Source organism: Glutamicibacter sp. M10 (assembly GCF_025452055.1).
Lineage (GTDB): Bacteria > Actinomycetota > Actinomycetes > Actinomycetales > Micrococcaceae > Glutamicibacter.
On the sequence record NZ_CP104918.1, the window covers coordinates 3,102,935 to 3,120,685 of the forward strand.

The 17,751-nt window shown below is 54.0% G+C and carries 13 protein-coding genes and 1 pseudogene; 3 read left to right on the forward strand and 11 right to left on the reverse strand.

Annotated features, from left to right (window positions below; genetic code table 11):
• Positions 1-15: 15 nt before the first annotated feature.
• The 9 genes and pseudogenes from N6V40_RS15065 to pdhA form a co-directional block, all read right to left on the reverse strand.
• On the reverse strand, positions 16-1,533 hold the full coding sequence (locus N6V40_RS15065) for an ABC transporter permease (RefSeq protein WP_131090013.1): 1,518 nt from the start codon (positions 1,531-1,533) through the stop codon (positions 16-18).
• Positions 1,534-1,672: 139 nt separating this feature from the next.
• On the reverse strand, positions 1,673-3,472 hold the full coding sequence (locus tag N6V40_RS15070) for an ABC transporter family substrate-binding protein (RefSeq protein ID WP_131090014.1): 1,800 nt from the start codon (positions 3,470-3,472) through the stop codon (positions 1,673-1,675).
• Between the two features lie 438 nt (positions 3,473-3,910).
• Positions 3,911-5,554, reverse strand: a complete 1,644-nt coding sequence (locus N6V40_RS15075; RefSeq protein WP_131090015.1) for an ABC transporter ATP-binding protein — start codon at positions 5,552-5,554, stop codon at positions 3,911-3,913.
• A 3-nt stretch (positions 5,555-5,557) separates the two neighbouring features.
• Positions 5,558-6,580, reverse strand: coding sequence for an ABC transporter permease (locus N6V40_RS15080; protein ID WP_262198133.1), 1,023 nt, complete (start codon positions 6,578-6,580; stop codon positions 5,558-5,560).
• Positions 6,573-7,499, reverse strand: a complete 927-nt coding sequence (locus N6V40_RS15085) for an ABC transporter permease (protein ID WP_131090017.1) — start codon at positions 7,497-7,499, stop codon at positions 6,573-6,575. Before N6V40_RS15085 ends, N6V40_RS15080 begins: the two co-directional genes overlap by 8 nt.
• Before the next feature lie 187 nt (positions 7,500-7,686).
• On the reverse strand, positions 7,687-9,318 hold the full coding sequence (locus N6V40_RS15090; protein WP_131090018.1) for a peptide ABC transporter substrate-binding protein: 1,632 nt from the start codon (positions 9,316-9,318) through the stop codon (positions 7,687-7,689).
• A 196-nt stretch (positions 9,319-9,514) separates the two neighbouring features.
• On the reverse strand, positions 9,515-10,813 hold the full coding sequence (locus N6V40_RS15095) for a dihydrolipoamide acetyltransferase family protein (RefSeq protein ID WP_131090019.1): 1,299 nt from the start codon (positions 10,811-10,813) through the stop codon (positions 9,515-9,517).
• A pseudogene (locus tag N6V40_RS15100) lies at positions 10,813-11,813 on the reverse strand (alpha-ketoacid dehydrogenase subunit beta). The gene N6V40_RS15095 and the pseudogene N6V40_RS15100 overlap by 1 nt, the downstream one beginning before the upstream one ends.
• 2 nt (positions 11,814-11,815) lie before the next feature.
• The gene (pdhA, locus tag N6V40_RS15105; protein ID WP_131090021.1) at positions 11,816-12,931 is read right to left on the reverse strand and encodes a pyruvate dehydrogenase (acetyl-transferring) E1 component subunit alpha; all 1,116 of its coding nucleotides are present in this window, start codon (positions 12,929-12,931) and stop codon (positions 11,816-11,818) included.
• Positions 12,932-13,199: 268 nt separating this feature from the next.
• Here pdhA and N6V40_RS15110 point away from each other — a divergent pair, with 268 nt between their 5' ends.
• Positions 13,200-13,556, forward strand: coding sequence for an Lrp/AsnC family transcriptional regulator (locus tag N6V40_RS15110; protein ID WP_315973714.1), 357 nt, complete (start codon positions 13,200-13,202; stop codon positions 13,554-13,556).
• Positions 13,557-13,632: 76 nt separating this feature from the next.
• Here the strand turns inward: N6V40_RS15110 and N6V40_RS15115 are convergent, their stop codons facing one another.
• Both N6V40_RS15115 and N6V40_RS15120 read right to left on the reverse strand, forming a co-directional pair.
• Positions 13,633-15,258, reverse strand: a complete 1,626-nt coding sequence (locus N6V40_RS15115; RefSeq protein WP_131090022.1) for a monocarboxylic acid transporter — start codon at positions 15,256-15,258, stop codon at positions 13,633-13,635.
• Positions 15,259-15,603, reverse strand: coding sequence for a DUF485 domain-containing protein (locus N6V40_RS15120; RefSeq protein ID WP_131090023.1), 345 nt, complete (start codon positions 15,601-15,603; stop codon positions 15,259-15,261).
• Between the two features lie 195 nt (positions 15,604-15,798).
• Here N6V40_RS15120 and N6V40_RS15125 point away from each other — a divergent pair, with 195 nt between their 5' ends.
• Positions 15,799-16,980 (forward strand): sensor histidine kinase, encoded by a 1,182-nt coding sequence (locus N6V40_RS15125; RefSeq protein WP_131090024.1) that lies wholly within the window; start codon positions 15,799-15,801, stop codon positions 16,978-16,980.
• A 46-nt stretch (positions 16,981-17,026) separates the two neighbouring features.
• A complete protein-coding gene (locus N6V40_RS15130) occupies positions 17,027-17,743 on the forward strand; it encodes a LytR/AlgR family response regulator transcription factor (protein ID WP_131090025.1) in 717 nt (238 codons plus the stop codon).
• Positions 17,744-17,751 lie beyond the last annotated feature (8 nt).

The following is a 17,751-nucleotide window of genomic DNA, read 5'->3' on the forward strand; positions in this document are numbered from 1 at the left end:
GTAGTCCTTATTTCCTTAGACCCGGATCCGCGGATCAAGCAGCGCGTAAACTATGTCGGCGAGCAGATTGAAGAGGACCGCAGCGGTACCCGTAACTAGGAAGAATGCCATCACTGGTGCAGGGTCGACGGCGTGTAGGCCGGTGCTGAACATATCGCCCATTCCCTTCCAGCCAAAGACCGTCTCGGTAACTACCGCACCACCAATGAGGCCTGCAAAGTCGAAGGCCGCGATAGTGGCAATCGGGATCAGTGCGTTGCGGAATGCGTGGCGGAAAATTACGGTTCGTTCGCTCAATCCCTTGGAACGCGCGGTACGGATGTAATCCTGCTGCTGTACTTCAAGCATCGACGAACGGGTGTACCTGGAATAACTCGCCAATGAAATGATCGCTAGCACGATCGTTGGCAACAAAAGCTGAGTTGCATTGTCTAGGAAGGAATCCCAGTACCCGCCACCAAGGTTGGCCGTGGAAGATCCGATAGTTCCGATCGGACGTCCTTTCAGCTCAAGGAATCCAGGCCATGCGCGGAAAATATGATCCACGACGGTAAGGGTAGCGCCGACAAAACCAACCAGCATGGATACGCCGGCAGCAGTTTTGGAAAGGCGTCCACCCATGAACTTGCCGATTACTCCCGGGACAGCCACGGCCAGAATCGCGCCCATAATCAAGATCCAGGTATTCGCATCTTTGAGTAGCCAGAAGGTTGCGTAGTACAGAGCTGCTACGAGAGCAACGGTGACCAAAGCCGGGTAAAGAATTTTCTTCTCTTTTAGACCACCGGTCATTGCGGTTGCAGAGAGCGCAAGAAGCAGGGTGAGGATCACAATGATCGCTGGACCCATTTGCGGATAGCGGTAGAAGTTCAACCAAACACTGTATTGCAGGAGCAATGGAACGAAGATGGCGGTGATTAGAAAAGTCACTCCGCGCCGTTTGAGCGAACCGGCCAAGAGCATCTGCAAGATCAAGCCAACAACGACACCAATGAGGATACTTCTACCCAAAGATATTTCAGGGTTTTCCAACCAGTTGTTGTAGCCAATTGCCATGTACTCCTTGAGCAGAACGGCAGCCCAGAATACTGGCAAAGAGAAGAATAGGAAGGTCAAGAACGTGATGATGTAGTCAAGTCCAGAGTACTGACGAACGGCCGTAATCACGCCGATCGCGATACCAAGAATCGCAGCGATGAATGTCGCCAAAAGTACCAAGCGCAAAGTCGAAGATGCTGCATTGGCCAAAAGCCCGCTGACTTCAACGCCGTTGATATTTCTGCCTAGATCGCACGAGCCGACAACGCATTTGCCGACCCCTCCTAGCCAGGAAATGTACCTCAGGTACCAAGGCTGATCAAGGTTCAAATAATCGGAGCGCTGTTGCATCAGGTATTCGCGATTTTCTGCGTTGCTCTCACGCAGGTCGGCCAACGGATCGCCGGCGTTGATTACCAGCACGTAGAGCAACAGGGAAGCTCCGAACAGCACGCCTACGGCGGAACCTAATCTCTTGAGAATGAACTTCAACACGGTTCTAATGTCCTCTTTCTATTCACCTATTTGCGTTGACGCCATCCGGTGCTGATGGTTGACGCACCGCGGGGCCCGATATCGATCGGACCCCGCGGGCGCTCACAGTTGGTGTTTGCTGTTGGTATGCCGTTGCGGCTTACTCAGCGCGGGACCACTGTTCAGCGTTCCAAACAATGCCACCCTGCGTGGCTGTGTGTCGGACGTTCTGGACATCTGAACCCGAAGCGCTCAGGCCAGGGTGGGCGAATACTGGGATTCCGTAGAGGTCATCCCACAACAGCTTTTCAATCTTCTTGGTCTGTTCAGCGTGAACTGCAGGGTCCAAGGAGGTTGCAAGCGTGGTCCAAGCTTTATCCACCTCTGGGTTTGAGTACTTGCCGTAGTTCTGTGGCTTGCCCGTTGCGTAGATGTTCTGACCGGAAGTAATCTGGCCCGAACCAGCCCAAGCGAACAGTGCTACTTCGTAGTCACCGCGTTCCTGGGTTCCGCCTGGTGCGAAGAATTTAGCATCGCCTGCATCTTCGACCTTGAATCCAGCCTTGTCACAGGAAGACTTGATCGCTGCGACCTCGTTGGTGCGGCGTTCGTTAGGGGCCGAGTAACCGATGCGAATCTTGGTTCCTACAGCGTCCTCAGATTCCAAGATCTTCTTGGCGCCTTCAATGTCTACCTGGTCATAACGGCCATCGTAAGCAGCGTCCACAGTCTCTTGGTAGTTTTCCTGGAATGGGAAGACTTCGCGTGCATTCATGACCTGAGCCTCTGGGTTCAGCGGCTTGATCAAGTTGTCAACGATTTCCTGACGAGGAACGCACATTGCGAATGCCTTACGCAGTTCCAAGTTGGTCATTTCATTGCCCTTGGCAAAGTTGAAGTCCAAGTGCTCCCAAGTTAGAGTGTCACCCTTTTGGATGTTGACTGCACTGCCCAGTCCCTCCAACTGCGCCAAGGTATCTACCGTTGGCTGAGGAGCGATGACGTCAACATCTTTGTTCTGCAGAGCCTGGACCATGCCGGTGTCTGCCAAGAAGCGGAAGGTCAGGTTCTTGGTGGCTGCCGGGGTACCGTAGTAGTTCTCATTGGCAGTCAAGGTGACCGACTCGCCGGCCTTCCAAGAGCCCAACTTGTATGGACCGGATACTGGCATATCTGCCTCATCAGGCAATGTGCCTGGCTTGGTCATCCAGCCTTCGTTCCAGAACTTGGCTGCTTTCTCAAGTTTCTTGGAATCGCCGTCACGCACAGCCTTCACGAATTCTTCGGTGCTCAGGCCACCCTTCTTGGCAACGACGTGAGCTGGATGCATCATCCAGGTCTGAATCTGCCAGTCCGGATCTGGGTTCTTGAAGGTTACGGTGAATTCCTTGCTGTCCGCGGCCCCTTCAGGACCCTTAGGAACAGTGTCACCGAGGTCGGTCGAAACCGAGGAGAAGAGTGGCTTGTCCTTTGAACCGGTGTTGAGGTTCAGGTTCTGCATCGCCCAAGCCATCACTGCGTCAGCAGTGGTGATCGGAGTGCCATCGGACCACTTCGCGTTGTCATTGATGGTGTACTTGATGGTCAGTGGATCATCGCTGACCTTCTCGTAGGAGCCGAGGTCGGTGTTTGGGTAGACCTTGCCGTCAGTACCCATGTAGTAGAAACCAGCGAACAAACGGTCAGTGATGCCCGAGTTGTAGGTGGAGTAAGTCTGCGGGGTGTAGCCGTTGTAGCTAATGAATTCAGGAGCGCCAATAGTGGTCTTGATTTCATCATCTTTGGTGGTGACGTCACCCAAGTCCGCGAGGCCCGAGTTCTCGGCCTCGACTCCACCATTCGAGCCAGGACTCTTGCTGGCATCGCTAGTAGCGTCGCCGCCGCCTGGTGCACAAGCCGACAGTGCTAGGGCTAGAGCAGCGCCTACTGCTACTGCTTTCGAAACGCGTTGAATCCGCATTTCGCCTCCTTGAATTCGTGATGATACGAGTTGTGAATCGGTGCGATTCGTTGTGGACCAAATCACATGATCAATCCATTGAGCAATACACTAACCTGAATTTTCTGGCTTGGATAGAGAAAGATTCGCTTCACATCTCCCCCGACGCCACGTTCCTGCGACCGATTCGCAACGCGCTTGTTACGCATCAGTACAAGCGACCTACGCCACATCCGCGAGATTTCAAGGGTTTCTTTCACATTGAGAAAAACCAATCAGAACAACCGTGTTACCAGTATGTTTCACGGATGGTTTTATAACAGTTTTGCAACGTTTGCTTCAGGTTGAAAAAATCTGAAATATTCGTTGAATATGACGAAGTGTGGTCCTTTGGTTAAGCCAGAAGGGCCGTTGAAACCTTTCGGTTTCAACGGCCCTTCTGGCTGTAGGTGACGCCAATTAGATCAGCGATGCACCTGGAATAGCACCCAACAGGTTGCGGGTGTACTGGCTTTTAGGAGCGGCGAAGATCTGGTCGGCAGTTCCCTGCTCAACGATCTTTCCTCGTTCCATAACGCAAACGTTGTCGGCAATCTGACGGACGACAGCCAAGTCGTGGGTAATGAACAAGTAGGTCAATCCCATTTCTCGCTGCAGCTCATCAAGAAGGTCCAGAACCTGCGCCTGAACCAGAACGTCCAACGCAGACACTGCCTCATCACAAACGATCATCTCTGGCTGCAAAGCCAGTGCGCGGGCGATAGCAATACGCTGTCGCTGACCGCCGGAGAGTTCATTCGGGAATCGGTGCATGGTCGAAGCCGGCATCGAGACCTGATCAAGCAGTTCTTCAACCTTCTTCTGTCGAGAAGCCGCATTGCCGATTCCGTGGATTCGCAATGGCTCTTCGATGGTTCGGAAGATCGAGTACATCGGGTCCAAAGATCCGTAAGGATCCTGGAAGATCGGCTGTACACGGCGGCGGTACTTGAACAATTTCTTCTCGCTCAAGTTACCAATCTGCTCACCATCAAAGGTGATCTCACCGCTGGTCTTATCGAGCAAGTTGAGCACCATTTGCGCAATCGTGGACTTGCCCGAACCGGACTCGCCCACCACGGCAGTTGTGGTGCCCTTGGGGATTTCGAAGGAAACGTTGTCCACCGCGGTGAACTTTTCCTTGCGCCCGAAGCCCTTGCGGATGTCGAAGACCTTGGTCAGGTTGCTGATCTTCAGCAGCGGTTCAGCCTTACCCGGCACAATCTCGTCAACGATAGCTTCGTGCTTGTCGCCACGCTGTGCGGACAAGGAAGGAGCTGAGCTGATAAGACGCTTGGTGTAAGGGTGCTGTGGGTTGCGCAGGATGTCCAGAGCAGGGCCGTACTCAACGACCTGGCCCTTGTACATCACGACAACTTTTTCAGCACGCTCTGCGGCCAAACCAAGATCGTGAGTGATCAGCAGAACCGCGGTGCCCAGTTCACTGGTCATCGTGTCTAGGTGATCCAAGATCTGCTGCTGAACGGTAACGTCCAGCGCACTGGTTGGCTCATCAGCGATCAGCAAACGCGGACGGCAAGCCAGACCGATAGCAATCAGCGCACGCTGGCGCATACCACCGGAGAATTCGTGAGGGTACTGTCCTGCACGAGCCTCTGGGTTAGGCAAGCCAGCATCAGCCAGAATCTGGGTTACACGCTGCTTGGGGTTATCCCCCGCCAGACCGTTGGCCTTCAGCGTTTCCTTGACCTGGAAACCAATTTTCCACACAGGGTTCAGGTTGGACATTGGATCCTGTGGAACCATGCCAATGTGATTTCCGCGCAGTTCAACAAATCGCTTTTCACTGGCATGCGAAATGTCTTCGCCGTCAAAGAGAATCTGACCCGAGGAGACAGAACCATTGCCGGCCAATAGACCGATGGCAGCAAGTGCTGAAGTGGATTTACCGGAACCGGATTCGCCCACGATGGCCACGGTCTCGCCTGGCATCACCGTGAAGTTTGCATCGCGTACCGCGTGTACTGGTCCATCAGGGGTGGAGAAGGTAATCGCCAAGTCCTTGATTTCCAGCAACGGCTTAGGTGTTGCAGTTTCAGTCATATTCTAGGCTCCCTTCCGGGCCTTGGGATCCAGTGCGTCACGCACTGCGTCACCGAGCATGATGAAGCTCAAAACTGTCACGGAAAGGAACAGTGCTGGCCACATCAACATCATTGGGTTGCTACGAAGTTGCTGCTGTGCCAGGGAAATGTCGTTACCCCAGCTCATTACTTCGCCCGGCAAACCGACACCCAAGAAGGACAGCGTCGCTTCAGCCACGATGTACACACCCAAGTTCACGGTGGCGACAACAATAATTGGAGCCAGCGAGTTCGGCAGCACGTGCTTGACCAACGACTTAAACCTCGACAGGCCAAGTGCGCGTGAAGCTTTCACATAGTCAGCATCTCGCGCTTCGATAACTGCACCACGAGTGATTCGAGCCAGCTGTGGCCAACCGAAGATTGCTAGCGTAACGATAACCGTCCACACACTGCGATGTTCGCGGAATGCAGGAAGCTGCATAACGATGATTGCACCAAGGATCAGTGGCAGAGCGAAGAAGATATCGCCCAGACGAGCCAAGATGGCGTCGATCCATCCACCGTAGAATCCGGCAAGGGCACCGAGTGCACCGCCGCCGATGACAACGATGAGTGTGGTGAAGACACCAACAAGCAGCGAAGCACGCGTTCCGTAAATAACTCGCGCGTAAACGTCACAACCCTGCAGGTTGAAGCCCATGAAGTGGCCCGGACGCCCAGGCTCATTGGAGTTTTCAAGCTGACAAGCGTTTTGACCGTTGGGGTCAATCGAGGTGAACAAGTGCGGGAATGCCGCGACCACAATGACTGCAAGGATCAGGATCGCTGAAATGATAAACAGCGGTTGCTTGCGCAATGAACGCCAAGCTTCGGCCCACATGGACAGCGGCTTGCCGGTTTCCTTTACCGAGTCAACTGCCTGTAACGGAGTTTCCTCTAGCGGAGCAACAAAGTGCTCGATCTTGTACTTAGAAACCTTGCCGGCGCGAGGCGTGCTAATTTGCAGGCCGTCTTCCGGATTAAAGTTTTGGTTCTCAGGCATAACGGATCCTTGGGTCAAGCAGTGCGTAAAGCATATCCACAACTAGGTTGGCGACGACAAAGACGATCACCAAAACACCGACGACCGCAACGACGGTCGGCGTTTCACCCTTTTGGATTGCTTGGTAGAGCAAGTGTCCAACACCGGGGACATTAAAGATGCCCTCGGTGACAATCGCGCCACCCATCAGTGAACCCAAGTCGGCTCCCAAGAAGGTAACCACTGGGATCAACGAGTTACGCAGGATGTGTACTGTAATAACGCGTCGACGGCTCAAGCCCTTGGCGGTTGCGGTACGTACGAAGTCGGCGCTCTTGTTCTCGATTACCGAGGTACGAGTCAATCGAACTACGTAGGCTAGCGATACCAGGCCGAGCACTAGTGCTGGGAGGAATAGCTCTCCCCATGTCGCGGCACCGGAAACCGTTGGTTTTACCAAATCAAGTTTCACGCCGACAACAAACTGAAGCACGAAACCCAAAACGAAGGTTGGCACAGCGATCACGATCAGTGAGGCAACCAAGATGGTCGAGTCGAACCACTTGCCTTTACGCATACCTGCGATAACACCGAAAATGATGCCGAAGACGCTTTCAATCAGCAGGGCAAGAATTGCCAGGCGTGCGGTCACAGGGAAAGCACGGCCCAAGAGGGCGGAAACTTCCTGGCCTGAGAACGAGGTTCCGAGGTCGAAGGTCACCAAATTCTTCAAGTACAACCCGTACTGAACCCAGAAAGGCTTGTCCAAGTTGTACTGGGCTTCCAGCGCAGCGCGAGTCGCATCAGACATCGGCTTGCCACCGGATAGTGCATCAATCGGGTTGCCAGGTGTGGCAAATACCAAGAAGTACACGAGCAAGGTTGCTCCGATGAAGACCGGAATCAGCTGCGCGATTCTTTTCAGCATGAAACTTAACATGCGTGCATCTCACCTCGAGATGCCGGAGGGCACTTGGCCATTATTTCCTCTTTCCGTCGCTAATTAGCGCGACGTTTATTTTTGGGAGGCAGATCAACACGCCAAAGGGAGACCCATGAATATCCGGGTCTCCTTGACATGCATTTCAGCGAATTTCAGACTTGACCAGTCCGAAAGCTGAAATTACTTACTTACCAGTGATTTCGTTGTAGATTGGAACACCGTTCCAACCGAACTCAACGTTGGAAACATTAGTGCTCCATCCACCCTGAACTGCTTGGTACCACAGTGGGATGACAGGCATATCCTTGAACAGGATTTCCTGGGACTCGTTGAAGATCTTTGCACCCTCAGCTGGGTCAGTCGCCGCCAAGCCCTCAGAGAGCTTCTCGTCGAATTCCTTGCTGGAGTACTTGCCATCGTTCGAGCCTGCATCGGTACCAAATAGTGGGCCGAGGAAGTTGTAGAGCGATGGGTAGTCGGCCTGCCAGCCGGTGCGGAAGCTACCGGACATGTCGTAGGTCGTTACCTTGGCGCGCAGTTCCTTGAAGGAGCTGAAGGACTGGGCGGTTGCCTTGATACCAAGGTTGTTCTTGAGCTGGTTGACTACAGCTTCAACAAATTCCTTGTTACCGGCACCGTCAACGTTGTAGCCAACGCTGAATTCCTTGTCTGCATCCCACTTGCTGATCTTGTCGGCTTCAGCCCAAAGCTTCTTGGCTTCGTCACCGTTGAATTCCAGCACGTCGCTGCCTGGCAGATCATCGCTGTAGCCTTCAAGCACAGGCGCGGTGAAGTCCTTAGCGATGGACTTGCCACCCTGGTAGACCTTGTCGATGATCAGCTGACGGTCAATTGCCTTGGAGATCGCGGCACGACGCAGCTTACCTTCTTCATCTTCCTTGAAGTGATCAAGGTAGCTTGGGATGGTGATGGTTGCGTTACCTGCGTATGGCGAGTTGACTGAGTTTTCACCCAGGTCATCCTGGTAGGAAGCGAGCTGTCCTGGAGGAATCTGATCCAGTACGTCCAAGTTGTTGGACTGCAGATCCGAGTAGGCCGAGTCAGTGGACTGGTAGACCTTGAAATCAATGCCACCGTTTGCAGCCTTGCGAGGACCGTCATACTTCTCGTTGATGTCCATCTTCAGGTTGACGTCGTGGTTCCATTCGGTCAGCTTGTATGGACCGTTGCCGACTGGCTTTTCGCCGAAGGCCTTTGGATCCTTGAATGCTGCTTCTGGCAACGGCATGAAGGCGGTGTAGCCCAGACGCAGTGGGAAGTCAGATTCAGGCTGGGAAAGCTTGACGGTGAAGGTAGTGTCATCAACTACCTTCAGACCTTCCATCTTGTCTTCCTTGGACTTCTCAGCACTTACCTTGTCGTAGCCCTTGATGGACTCGAAGAAGTAGGAGTTCAGCTGAGCGTTCTTGGCTGCGGCACCGAAGTTCCAAGCATCCACGAACGAAGCAGCAGTTACTGGAGAGCCGTCAGAGAAGGTCTGGCCAGACTTGATCTTGATGGTGTAGTTCTGGGAGTCCTTGGACTCAATGGACTCAGCGAGTTCATTGACAGGGGCACCCTTTGCGTCATAGCTGACCAAGCCCGTGAAGAGCAGGTCCATGACACGACCGCCACCAACTTCGTTGGTATTGGCAGGTAGAAGACCGTTCTGCGGCTCTGTGGTGTTAGCGGTGACGACGTATGAACCGTCCCCATCACCGCTGGCGGTGTCACTTGAACCGCCTCCACAAGCCGACAGGGTCAGTGCCAAGGCTGCTGAAAGAACGACAGCCTTAGATGCGTGCGAGTATCGCATCCTATTTCTCCTCAACATAAGGTTGCTGCTTCTGCATTTCGCAGAGCCGTGCGCGCAAGCGTGAGCTGTAGCACGTAGTGAATGAGATTACATCAAAAATTGCGAAACAACCAATGAATATTCATGAAAGCAATGCTTGAAATCGGTTTAGTCATTCCGTCAAAGATATTCTGTCCGGGTCAACATAACTTGAATGTCAAATAAAAATGTTCATCATTCCGGGGTCATGTAAAACTGATCCGACACCTGCGAGGAACTCGCTTGCTTCCTTGCCGTCAACCACCCTGTGATCAAAGGACAAAGCCAAAGTCATGGTATGGCGAAGCGCTACTTCGTCTTGGTATTCCCAAGGCCGACGCTTCACTTGGCCTAATGCCAAAATTCCAGCCTGCCCTGGGGGAAGAATTGGTGTTCCAGCGTCAACGCCGAACACTCCAACGTTGGTAATGGAGAAGGTGCCACCAGAAAGTTGAGCCGGAGACAATGTTCCGGACCGACCTTGATCGATGAGCTCACTCAGCCCGGTAGCCAATTGAACCAGCGGCATCGCCTGAGCCTCCTTGATTACCGGCACCAACAGGCCGCGGTCACTGGCGACAGCCATGCCAAGATTTACCGATCCGAATTCAACGATTTCATCAGCTTGTTCGTCCCACGTTGAGTTCAATGCCCGATAGGTCCCTAGCAAGCGAGTGACAACCAAGGCAGTGAGCGTAGTGATGTTGAGTTTGACGTCTTTCGTCAACCGGTGGGCCCGCATATGTTCAACCAAAGCCAACGATTCGGTGACATCAATGGTCAGGAACTCCGTGGCATGCGGAGCAGTGAAGGCAGAACTCACCATGGCCTTAGCGGTAGCTCTACGCACTGCGGTGATTTTTACGTGCCTATCCCCCGCGTGCGCGTCCACCTTCGGTTGAGCAACCGAAGAATCACTGACCGAGCCAGAAGCATCAATGGCCTGTTGAACATCACGCCGAAGCACCAGCCCATCTTCGCCGCTTCCAGCAAGCACCGAAATATCGACCCCGTGATCACGGGCAAGCTTTCGCACCGGGGGTGTACAACGAGTAACGGTGCGCTGATTACTCCCATGATCCACCACAACAGAAGTTGCCTGCCGAGAGTTACGGGTTTTGCGTTGCGGTCGAGCACCGGTAGCAGCGGGGGCACCATAACCCACAAGAGTCGGGGTGCGTTCGGCTCCGGAAGCATCTTGTGGTGATTGTTGTTGCGGTGAATCCTTAGCTGGTGCTTCGTCGCCAAAAGTCACTAGCGGGCCACCGACTTGAACAACTTCTCCTTGGGACGCATGAATCTGTTGGACCACTCCGGCAAACGGTGAAGGCAACTCCACCACTGCTTTAGCGGTTTCCACCTCGGCAATGACCTGATTTAGGCTCACTTGCTCGCCGACCTTGATCTTCCAGTTCAAGACCTCGGATTCAGTCAGACCCTCTCCCAGATCTGGCAGTTTAAAAGTTTGATTGCTCATCACTGGGCAGCTCCTTCGGTGGCTTCGTGGTGGGCCATGACCGCATCTACCGCGTGTAGCACTCGGTCTAGATCCGGCAAATGATGGCTCTCTAGTCGCGAGGGTGGATAGGGAACGTCAAATCCGGTCACACGCAAGGGCGCGTGCTCCAAGTAATCAAAACAACGCTCGGTGATCTCGGCACAAATCTCGGCACCCAACCCCGCGGTCCGACTGGCCTCGTGAACCACAACCAGCTTTCCGGTGCGCTGGACCGACTGAGCGATGGTGTCGAAATCCAACGGATCTAAACTGCGCAGATCAATGACTTCTAGGCTGGTACCTTCGTCCTCGGCCGCTAGGGCAGCATCGATCAAGGTATAGGTGGTTGGCCCATAGCCGACCATCGTCACGTCATTTCCTTCTCGAACCACTCTTGCCTTAGGTGAAGAATCCGGCTCTGGCTCAATGAGTTCAGCGTCAGACTTTTCGTGATAGCGGCGTTTAGGTTCAAAGAAGATCACCGGGTCATCGCAAGTGATGGCCTGGCGTAGCATTGTGTAGGCATCCTCCACACTGGAAGGTGCAAATACTCGCAGTCCCGCGGTGTGAGCAAAGTACGCTTCCGGTGATTCCGAGTGGTGCTCCGGAGATCCGATGCCACCACCGTAAGGAATACGGACAGTGACCGGCATTTTCACCCGTCCGCGTGAACGGTAATGCAGCTTAGCCAGCTGCGAAACCAACTGGTCAAAAGCCGGGTAAGTGAAGCCATCAAATTGGATCTCCACCACCGGGCGGTAGCCACGGTAGGCCAGACCAATGGCAGTTCCGACAATTCCTGATTCGGCCAGCGGAGTGTCGACCACTCGGTGCTCACCAAATTCGGACTTTAGCCCATCGGTGACACGAAAAACGCCCCCAAGGTTCCGATGTCTTCACCGAGCAAGATAACTTTTTCATCTTCGCTGAGCGCATCGTGTAGCGACTTATTTAGCGCTTTGAGCATAGTTGTTGCCATGATTATTCACCACCTGAAAAGTCACCAAGATAATCCAAATATTCTTTAGCTGCCCGCTGCGTCGGTTCATGCTTCTCTGCATAAACATTGGAGAACAGCTCTTGGACCTTTGGATCTTCCATGGTGGTGATTGCGGCACGTAACTGAGCTGCCATGTCATCGGCGGCGTTCTGCGCACGCTGCTCATAAGACTGAACATCTGCACCCATTTCATGCAGGTACTTCACCAAGCGATCGATAGGATCCTTGGCTTTCCACTCTTCAAGCTGCTCGGTTTTACGGTATCGAGTTGGATCATCAGCGGTGGTGTGAGAACCCATTCGGTAGGTAACAGCCTCAATGAACGTTGGACCAAGTCCATGTCGGGCGTGGGCCAGAGCCGCCTTTGTTGCCGCATACACGGCCAGAATGTCATTGCCGTCCACCCGCCAGGTTTTTAGCCCGAAGCCATGGGCACGGTCAGCAATCTGGGTACGGCTTTGTAAGGCGACGGGCTCTGAGATGGCCCATTGGTTGTTCTGGCAGAAGAAGAGGACTGGCGCCTGGTAGCTGGCCGCAAAAATCATCGCCTCATTAACGTCACCCTGACTGGTGGCGCCATCGCCAAAGTAAGCCACGGAAACTTGCTTGCCGCCATCAAACTTGATGCCCATCCCGTACCCAGCAGCGTGTAGCGCCTGGGAACCTATGACAATCTGTTGGCAAGCAATATTTACTTCGTTCGGATCCCAGCCACTGGCTTGGGCTCCGCGCCAAACGCTTAGTAGGTCTTCTGCTTTCACTCCCCTAGCCCACGCGACTCCGTGTTCGCGGTACGAGGGAAAGATAAAGTCGTCGTCTTCGGTGGCGCGCACCGAACCAATTTGTGCGGCTTCTTGGCCGAGCAACGGAGCCCACAGGCCCAGTTGACCTTGGCGTTGCAGGGCGGTGGCCTCATTGTCCATCCGTCGCAGCACCACCATGTCGCGCAAGAAATCGGCAAGGTCCGCTTCTTTGAGGTCCTTGAGGTGGTGGTCTAGTTCTTCGTCCGGAATTCGTTTCCCGTCGACGTTCAGCAGCTGATGCGTTGGTAGGCATCCGGCGGCTACGTCCATGTGCTGTGTGGACACGATCGGCATCCTTACTTTCACGTAGTCGTTGGCGAGATTCCTGGTCGAACCCCGCTAAATGTGATGCTACTCACGTAACGCAAGACGCACAATGTTCAGCGGAAAATTAGCGCAAAACGCCCTATTTATCCTTCCTTTACGGTGCTAACGTGCTCATTATGCACCTCTTGGACATGACAGATCGACGAATCCTACTGGCGCTAGCCACTGCCAAAAACGAACCTGTTCGGCCATCGCTACGGCTTTGAACCTCGGACGTAATACGGTGCAGACTCGAATGACCAGACTTGAAAATGAAGTCCTGGATAATCCGGACCGTCGCATCCCTCCGGCCGCATTGGGCTACGGACTACTCTCCTTCATTGAATTACATGTGGACCAGAGATATCTTGAGGAAATCACCGCTAAGTTAGCCACCATCCCTGAAGTGCTAGAAGCACACGGACTCACCGGTAATGCCGACATCTTGGTACGAGTGGCAGCCAAGGATGCAGAACAACTTTTTAGGGTCCACGGCCAGCTACTACATATTGATGGGGTCAATCGCGCTGACTCAGCATTGTCCATGGCGCAGCTGGTCCCGTACCGAACCACCGCACTGCTACGACATTCGCTGCAAACCAGCAGCCAGTGATACCACACAAAAAGTTCTGGGGATCAACCATTGGTGGTTAATCCCCAGAACTGTGTTTTACCTACGTGTTATTTGTTTAGTGATCGACGGCCTTTTCAGCGCCCACACCGGTCAGCGAACGAACTTCCATTTCAGCTGCCTTAGTTGGATCCTCGATCCTCTTATCGGTAACCGATCCCAACCAGCCCAGCAAGAAGGCCAACGGAATGGAAACGATGCCCGGGTTAGCCAGCGGGAAGATGGACATGTCGATGCTTGGGATCATCGAGGTTTCTGCCCCGGAGAAGACCGGGGAGAAAATGATCAGCAACAGGGCCGAACCCAGACCACCGTACATAGACCAAACTGCGCCGCGGGTTTTGAATCCCTTCCAGAACAGCGAGTACAGGATGGTTGGCAGGTTAGCCGAGGCAGCGACCGCGAAGGCCAAAGCTACCAAGAAGGCCACGTTCTGCCCCTGAGCACCGATACCGCCAGCGATAGCAAAGACGCCGATAACTAGCACGGTTCGTCGAGCTACTTTCATTTCCTTCTCTGGGGTAGTCCTGCCCTTAGCGATCACCGAAGCGTAAACGTCGTGAGCAAAGGAAGCAGCTGCAGTAATGGTCAAACCTGCCACCACAGCCAGAATAGTTGCGAAGGCGACGGCCGAGATCAGACCCAGCAGAACCGTTCCGCCCAGTTCGTAAGCCAGCAGCGGCGCTGCCGAGTTCACGCCACCTGGGGCGGCCTTGATCCGGTCTGGACCAATCAGTGCGCCGGCACCAAAGCCAAGAACCAGGGTGAACAGGTAGAAAGCACCAATCAACCAGATGGCCCAGACAACCGACTTACGTGCTTCCTTCGCGGTTGGCACGGTGTAGAAACGCATCAGCACGTGTGGAAGGCCAGCGGTACCAAGCACCAGGGCCAACGCCAAGGAGATGAAGTCCAACTTGGAAGTTTCACTCTTGCCATACTGCATACCCGGGTTCAGGATCTCTGGGTTGCCAGCCACTTCGGCGGCCTTGCCCAGCAGTTCCGAGAAGTTGAAACCGAAATTAGCCAGGGTCCAGACGGTCATGATCAACGCGCCAGCGATCAGCAGGCAGGCCTTGATGATCTGCACCCAGGTGGTGCCCTTCATGCCACCGACCAGTACGTAGAGAATCATCAGCGCACCAACGATGACAATCACCAGTGACTGACCAAGCTTCTGATCAATACCCAACAGCAACGAAACCAGCGCGCCTGCGCCAGCCATCTGTGCCAGCAGGTAGAACACACAAACTGCCAGGGTGGAGATTGCGGCAGCAATGCGAACCGGACGCTGCTTGAGGCGGAAGGAAAGTACGTCCGCCATGGTGAACTTACCGGTGTTTCGCAACAGCTCGGCAACGAGCAGCAGCGCGACAAGCCAGGCGACCAAGAAGCCAATGGAGTACAGGAAGCCGTCGTAGCCGTTGATGGCGATGGCTCCGACAATGCCCAAGAAGGACGCCGCCGAGAGGTAGTCACCGGCAATAGCTGTACCGTTCTGCGTTCCTGTAAAGGAACGGCCACCGGCATAGTAGTCCGCGGCGGTCTTGTTGTTTTTGGATGCTCGCAGAACGATCACCAAGGTAATGCCAACAAAGGCAATGAAGATGCCGATATTAACCAGTGGGTTACCCACCTTGGTTGATGCGGCCGCACCTTGAGCAAGGAGTGTTAGTGACTGCATTTATTTCACTCCTTTATCTTCTAGGCGTTCGCGAATGCGCGTGGCCTGCGGGTCGATCTTCTTATTGGCGTAGCTGACATAGGCTGCCGTGATGATGAAGGTCGAAACAAACTGCAAGAGCCCAAGGAGAATGCCGAGGTTGACGTTGCCCCAAACCTTGATTGACATGAAGTCGTGGAAATAGTCAGCTAGCAGTACGTAGGCGAAATACCAGACGAGGAAGAAGATCGCCATGGGGAATACGAAGCTACGGTGAGTTTTGCGTAGTTCCTGAAATTCCTCAGATTGACTCTCCTTGACGAAATCGACGTCGCCAGTGACGTCGGGTTCCGGGTTGGCACTCATTGAGGCCCTCCTTGAGCGAGTTAGAGATGCGGGCGAGCTCACATCGAAAGTGTGACTCAATTCACTATTAGTGATGATTCCTCGCGCTACTAGGGAAATTCGAGGGAGCGTGGCTCAACGGGCTGTTTTATGCGCTCAACGGCACGCACCATCGCGCTCAGCGCACAGGGTCTTGAAGGCCTTTAGGATGAGAACATGTCTCCAGCATTGCAAGTCACCCTGATCGTGGTCATCGTGGTGCTTGGCATTACTATCGTTGGCTACTTCGGTTTTAGGATTTCTCGCTCAACCAGAGAGATGGGCACCGATGCCGAAGAAGCTACCTACAAAACCCTGCACCATATGTCAGTTGCCGTACCCCATTTGGAACGCGGGCTGACTAAAGAAGGCGCCGTAAAAAGCGCCAAGGCACTGCGCCGGCTACTCAATTGCCAGGTGCTTTTGATCAGCGACAGCACCCGGATCCTCGCCACCGACTCCGGAATCGAGTTCACCGCACAATTAGAAGAGGATGCCGCCGAGGCTTCGGCTTCTACACTGGCTACCGGCAAAACTCAGGTGAAGCATTCAACGTCAATGGACATTGTTGCCGCTCCCATCATGGTGGGCGATCAAGTTGTCGGCGCGGTGATTGCTCTCTCGCAGCGCGCCGGTGCGAGCTTTGTTCGTGCAGTGTCAGAAGTCGCGGTTTTTGTCTCCGCACAGGTATCCACTGCGCAACTAGATGAGTCCAAAGCAATGTTGCTTGAAGCTCAGATGCGCGCATTACGCGCGCAAATCTCCCCACACTTCATTTACAACTCGCTAAACGCCATTGCCTCGTTTATTAATACCGACCCAGCCCGTGCCAGAGAATTGGTGATTGAGTTTGCCGACTTCACTCGTTACTCCTTTAGGCGCCGCGGAGAATTTACTACGTTGGCCGAAGAGCTCGAAGCGATCGACCGCTACCTTTTACTTGAAAAAGCCCGCTTCGGCGATCGAATCAAGGTCAGCTTGCAGATTGCTCCCGAAGTTCTCCCCACTCAAATTCCATTCCTCGCCTTGCAACCATTGGTGGAAAACGCCGTCCGCCACGGACTGGAGGCTCGCCCCGATGGTGGTGTCATTTCAATAACCGCCACCGAGGACGGCATGCATGCGGTGATCTCGGTTGAAGATGACGGGATGGGCATGGACCCGGAGCAATTGGCCAGCGTGCTCGCTGGCACCACCACAACCATGCATGTGGGACTTCGAAATGTTGACCTGCGACTGCGTCAGCTTTACGGCAACTCCAATGGGCTGATCATCGAGACCGCCCCGGGAGCTGGAACCTTGATCACCCTGCGCGTTCCTAAATTCCGTGCGCCAGACACCACCGGTGCTGAGGTTTAGGAATCCCAAATGTTTAGAAACAGTAAGAAAACGGTAGAATTTTTGCATGATTAATGTGGTGGTTGCCGATGATGAACTCCCAGCAGTGGAAGAGATCTGTTTCCTGCTGAGCCAAGATTCGCGAATTGGCAAAATCCACCGCGCTACTTCTGGCGCTGCGGCGTTAAAAGCCTTAGAAGAAAACGAAGTTGATGCCTTGTTTTTGGACATCCACATGCCAGCCCTCTCCGGTTTAGACATCGCCCGAGTCATCACGCGCTTTGCTCATCCCCCACTGGTCGTTTTTGTCACCGCCGATGAAGACCAAGCGCTCCAGGCTTTTGAACTGGCCGCTATCGACTACGTACTCAAGCCCATCCGCCCACAGCGTTTGGCCGAGTCCGTGCGCCGCATTTGTGAACTGGTGGAGGAAACGCCTGCCAAGCCAGAAATGATCACCGTAGATCAGGGTGGCATCACCAAACTCATCCCGCGCGGCGACATCGCCTACGTTCAGGCTCAAGGTGATTACGCCCGGCTACACACCAAAGAATCTAGCTACCTGATTCGTGTTCCACTCAATGATCTTGAGCAGCAGTGGGGTGAGTCCGGCTTTGTACGTATCCACCGCTCCTATCTGGTCTGCATGGATAAGATCGAGACCGTGCGGCTACAGACTGGCAAGGCGGCAGTGGTTGTTCACGGAGCTGAACTTCCAATTTCTCGACGTGCCCTGCCCTACCTCCGCGAGCGTCTAGCGGCCAACCGCGTCCGTCCACTCTAGGATTGCCC

Coding starts and splice junctions, on each gene's coding strand:
- N6V40_RS15095 (WP_131090019.1), bottom strand. CDS start 10,813: ATGAGCAATCAAACTTTTAAACTGCCAGATCTGGGAGAGGGTCTGACT.
- pdhA (WP_131090021.1), bottom strand. CDS start 12,931: ATGCCGATCGTGTCCACACAGCACATGGACGTAGCCGCCGGATGCCTA.
- N6V40_RS15085 (WP_131090017.1), bottom strand. CDS start 7,499: ATGTTAAGTTTCATGCTGAAAAGAATCGCGCAGCTGATTCCGGTCTTC.
- N6V40_RS15115 (WP_131090022.1), bottom strand. CDS start 15,258: ATGCAGTCACTAACACTCCTTGCTCAAGGTGCGGCCGCATCAACCAAG.
- N6V40_RS15120 (WP_131090023.1), bottom strand. CDS start 15,603: ATGAGTGCCAACCCGGAACCCGACGTCACTGGCGACGTCGATTTCGTC.
- N6V40_RS15130 (WP_131090025.1), top strand. CDS start 17,027: ATGATTAATGTGGTGGTTGCCGATGATGAACTCCCAGCAGTGGAAGAG.
- N6V40_RS15075 (WP_131090015.1), bottom strand. CDS start 5,554: ATGACTGAAACTGCAACACCTAAGCCGTTGCTGGAAATCAAGGACTTG.
- N6V40_RS15125 (WP_131090024.1), top strand. CDS start 15,799: ATGTCTCCAGCATTGCAAGTCACCCTGATCGTGGTCATCGTGGTGCTT.
- N6V40_RS15110 (WP_315973714.1), top strand. CDS start 13,200: ATGACCAGACTTGAAAATGAAGTCCTGGATAATCCGGACCGTCGCATC.
- N6V40_RS15070 (WP_131090014.1), bottom strand. CDS start 3,472: ATGCGGATTCAACGCGTTTCGAAAGCAGTAGCAGTAGGCGCTGCTCTA.
- N6V40_RS15090 (WP_131090018.1), bottom strand. CDS start 9,318: ATGCGATACTCGCACGCATCTAAGGCTGTCGTTCTTTCAGCAGCCTTG.
- N6V40_RS15080 (WP_262198133.1), bottom strand. CDS start 6,580: ATGCCTGAGAACCAAAACTTTAATCCGGAAGACGGCCTGCAAATTAGC.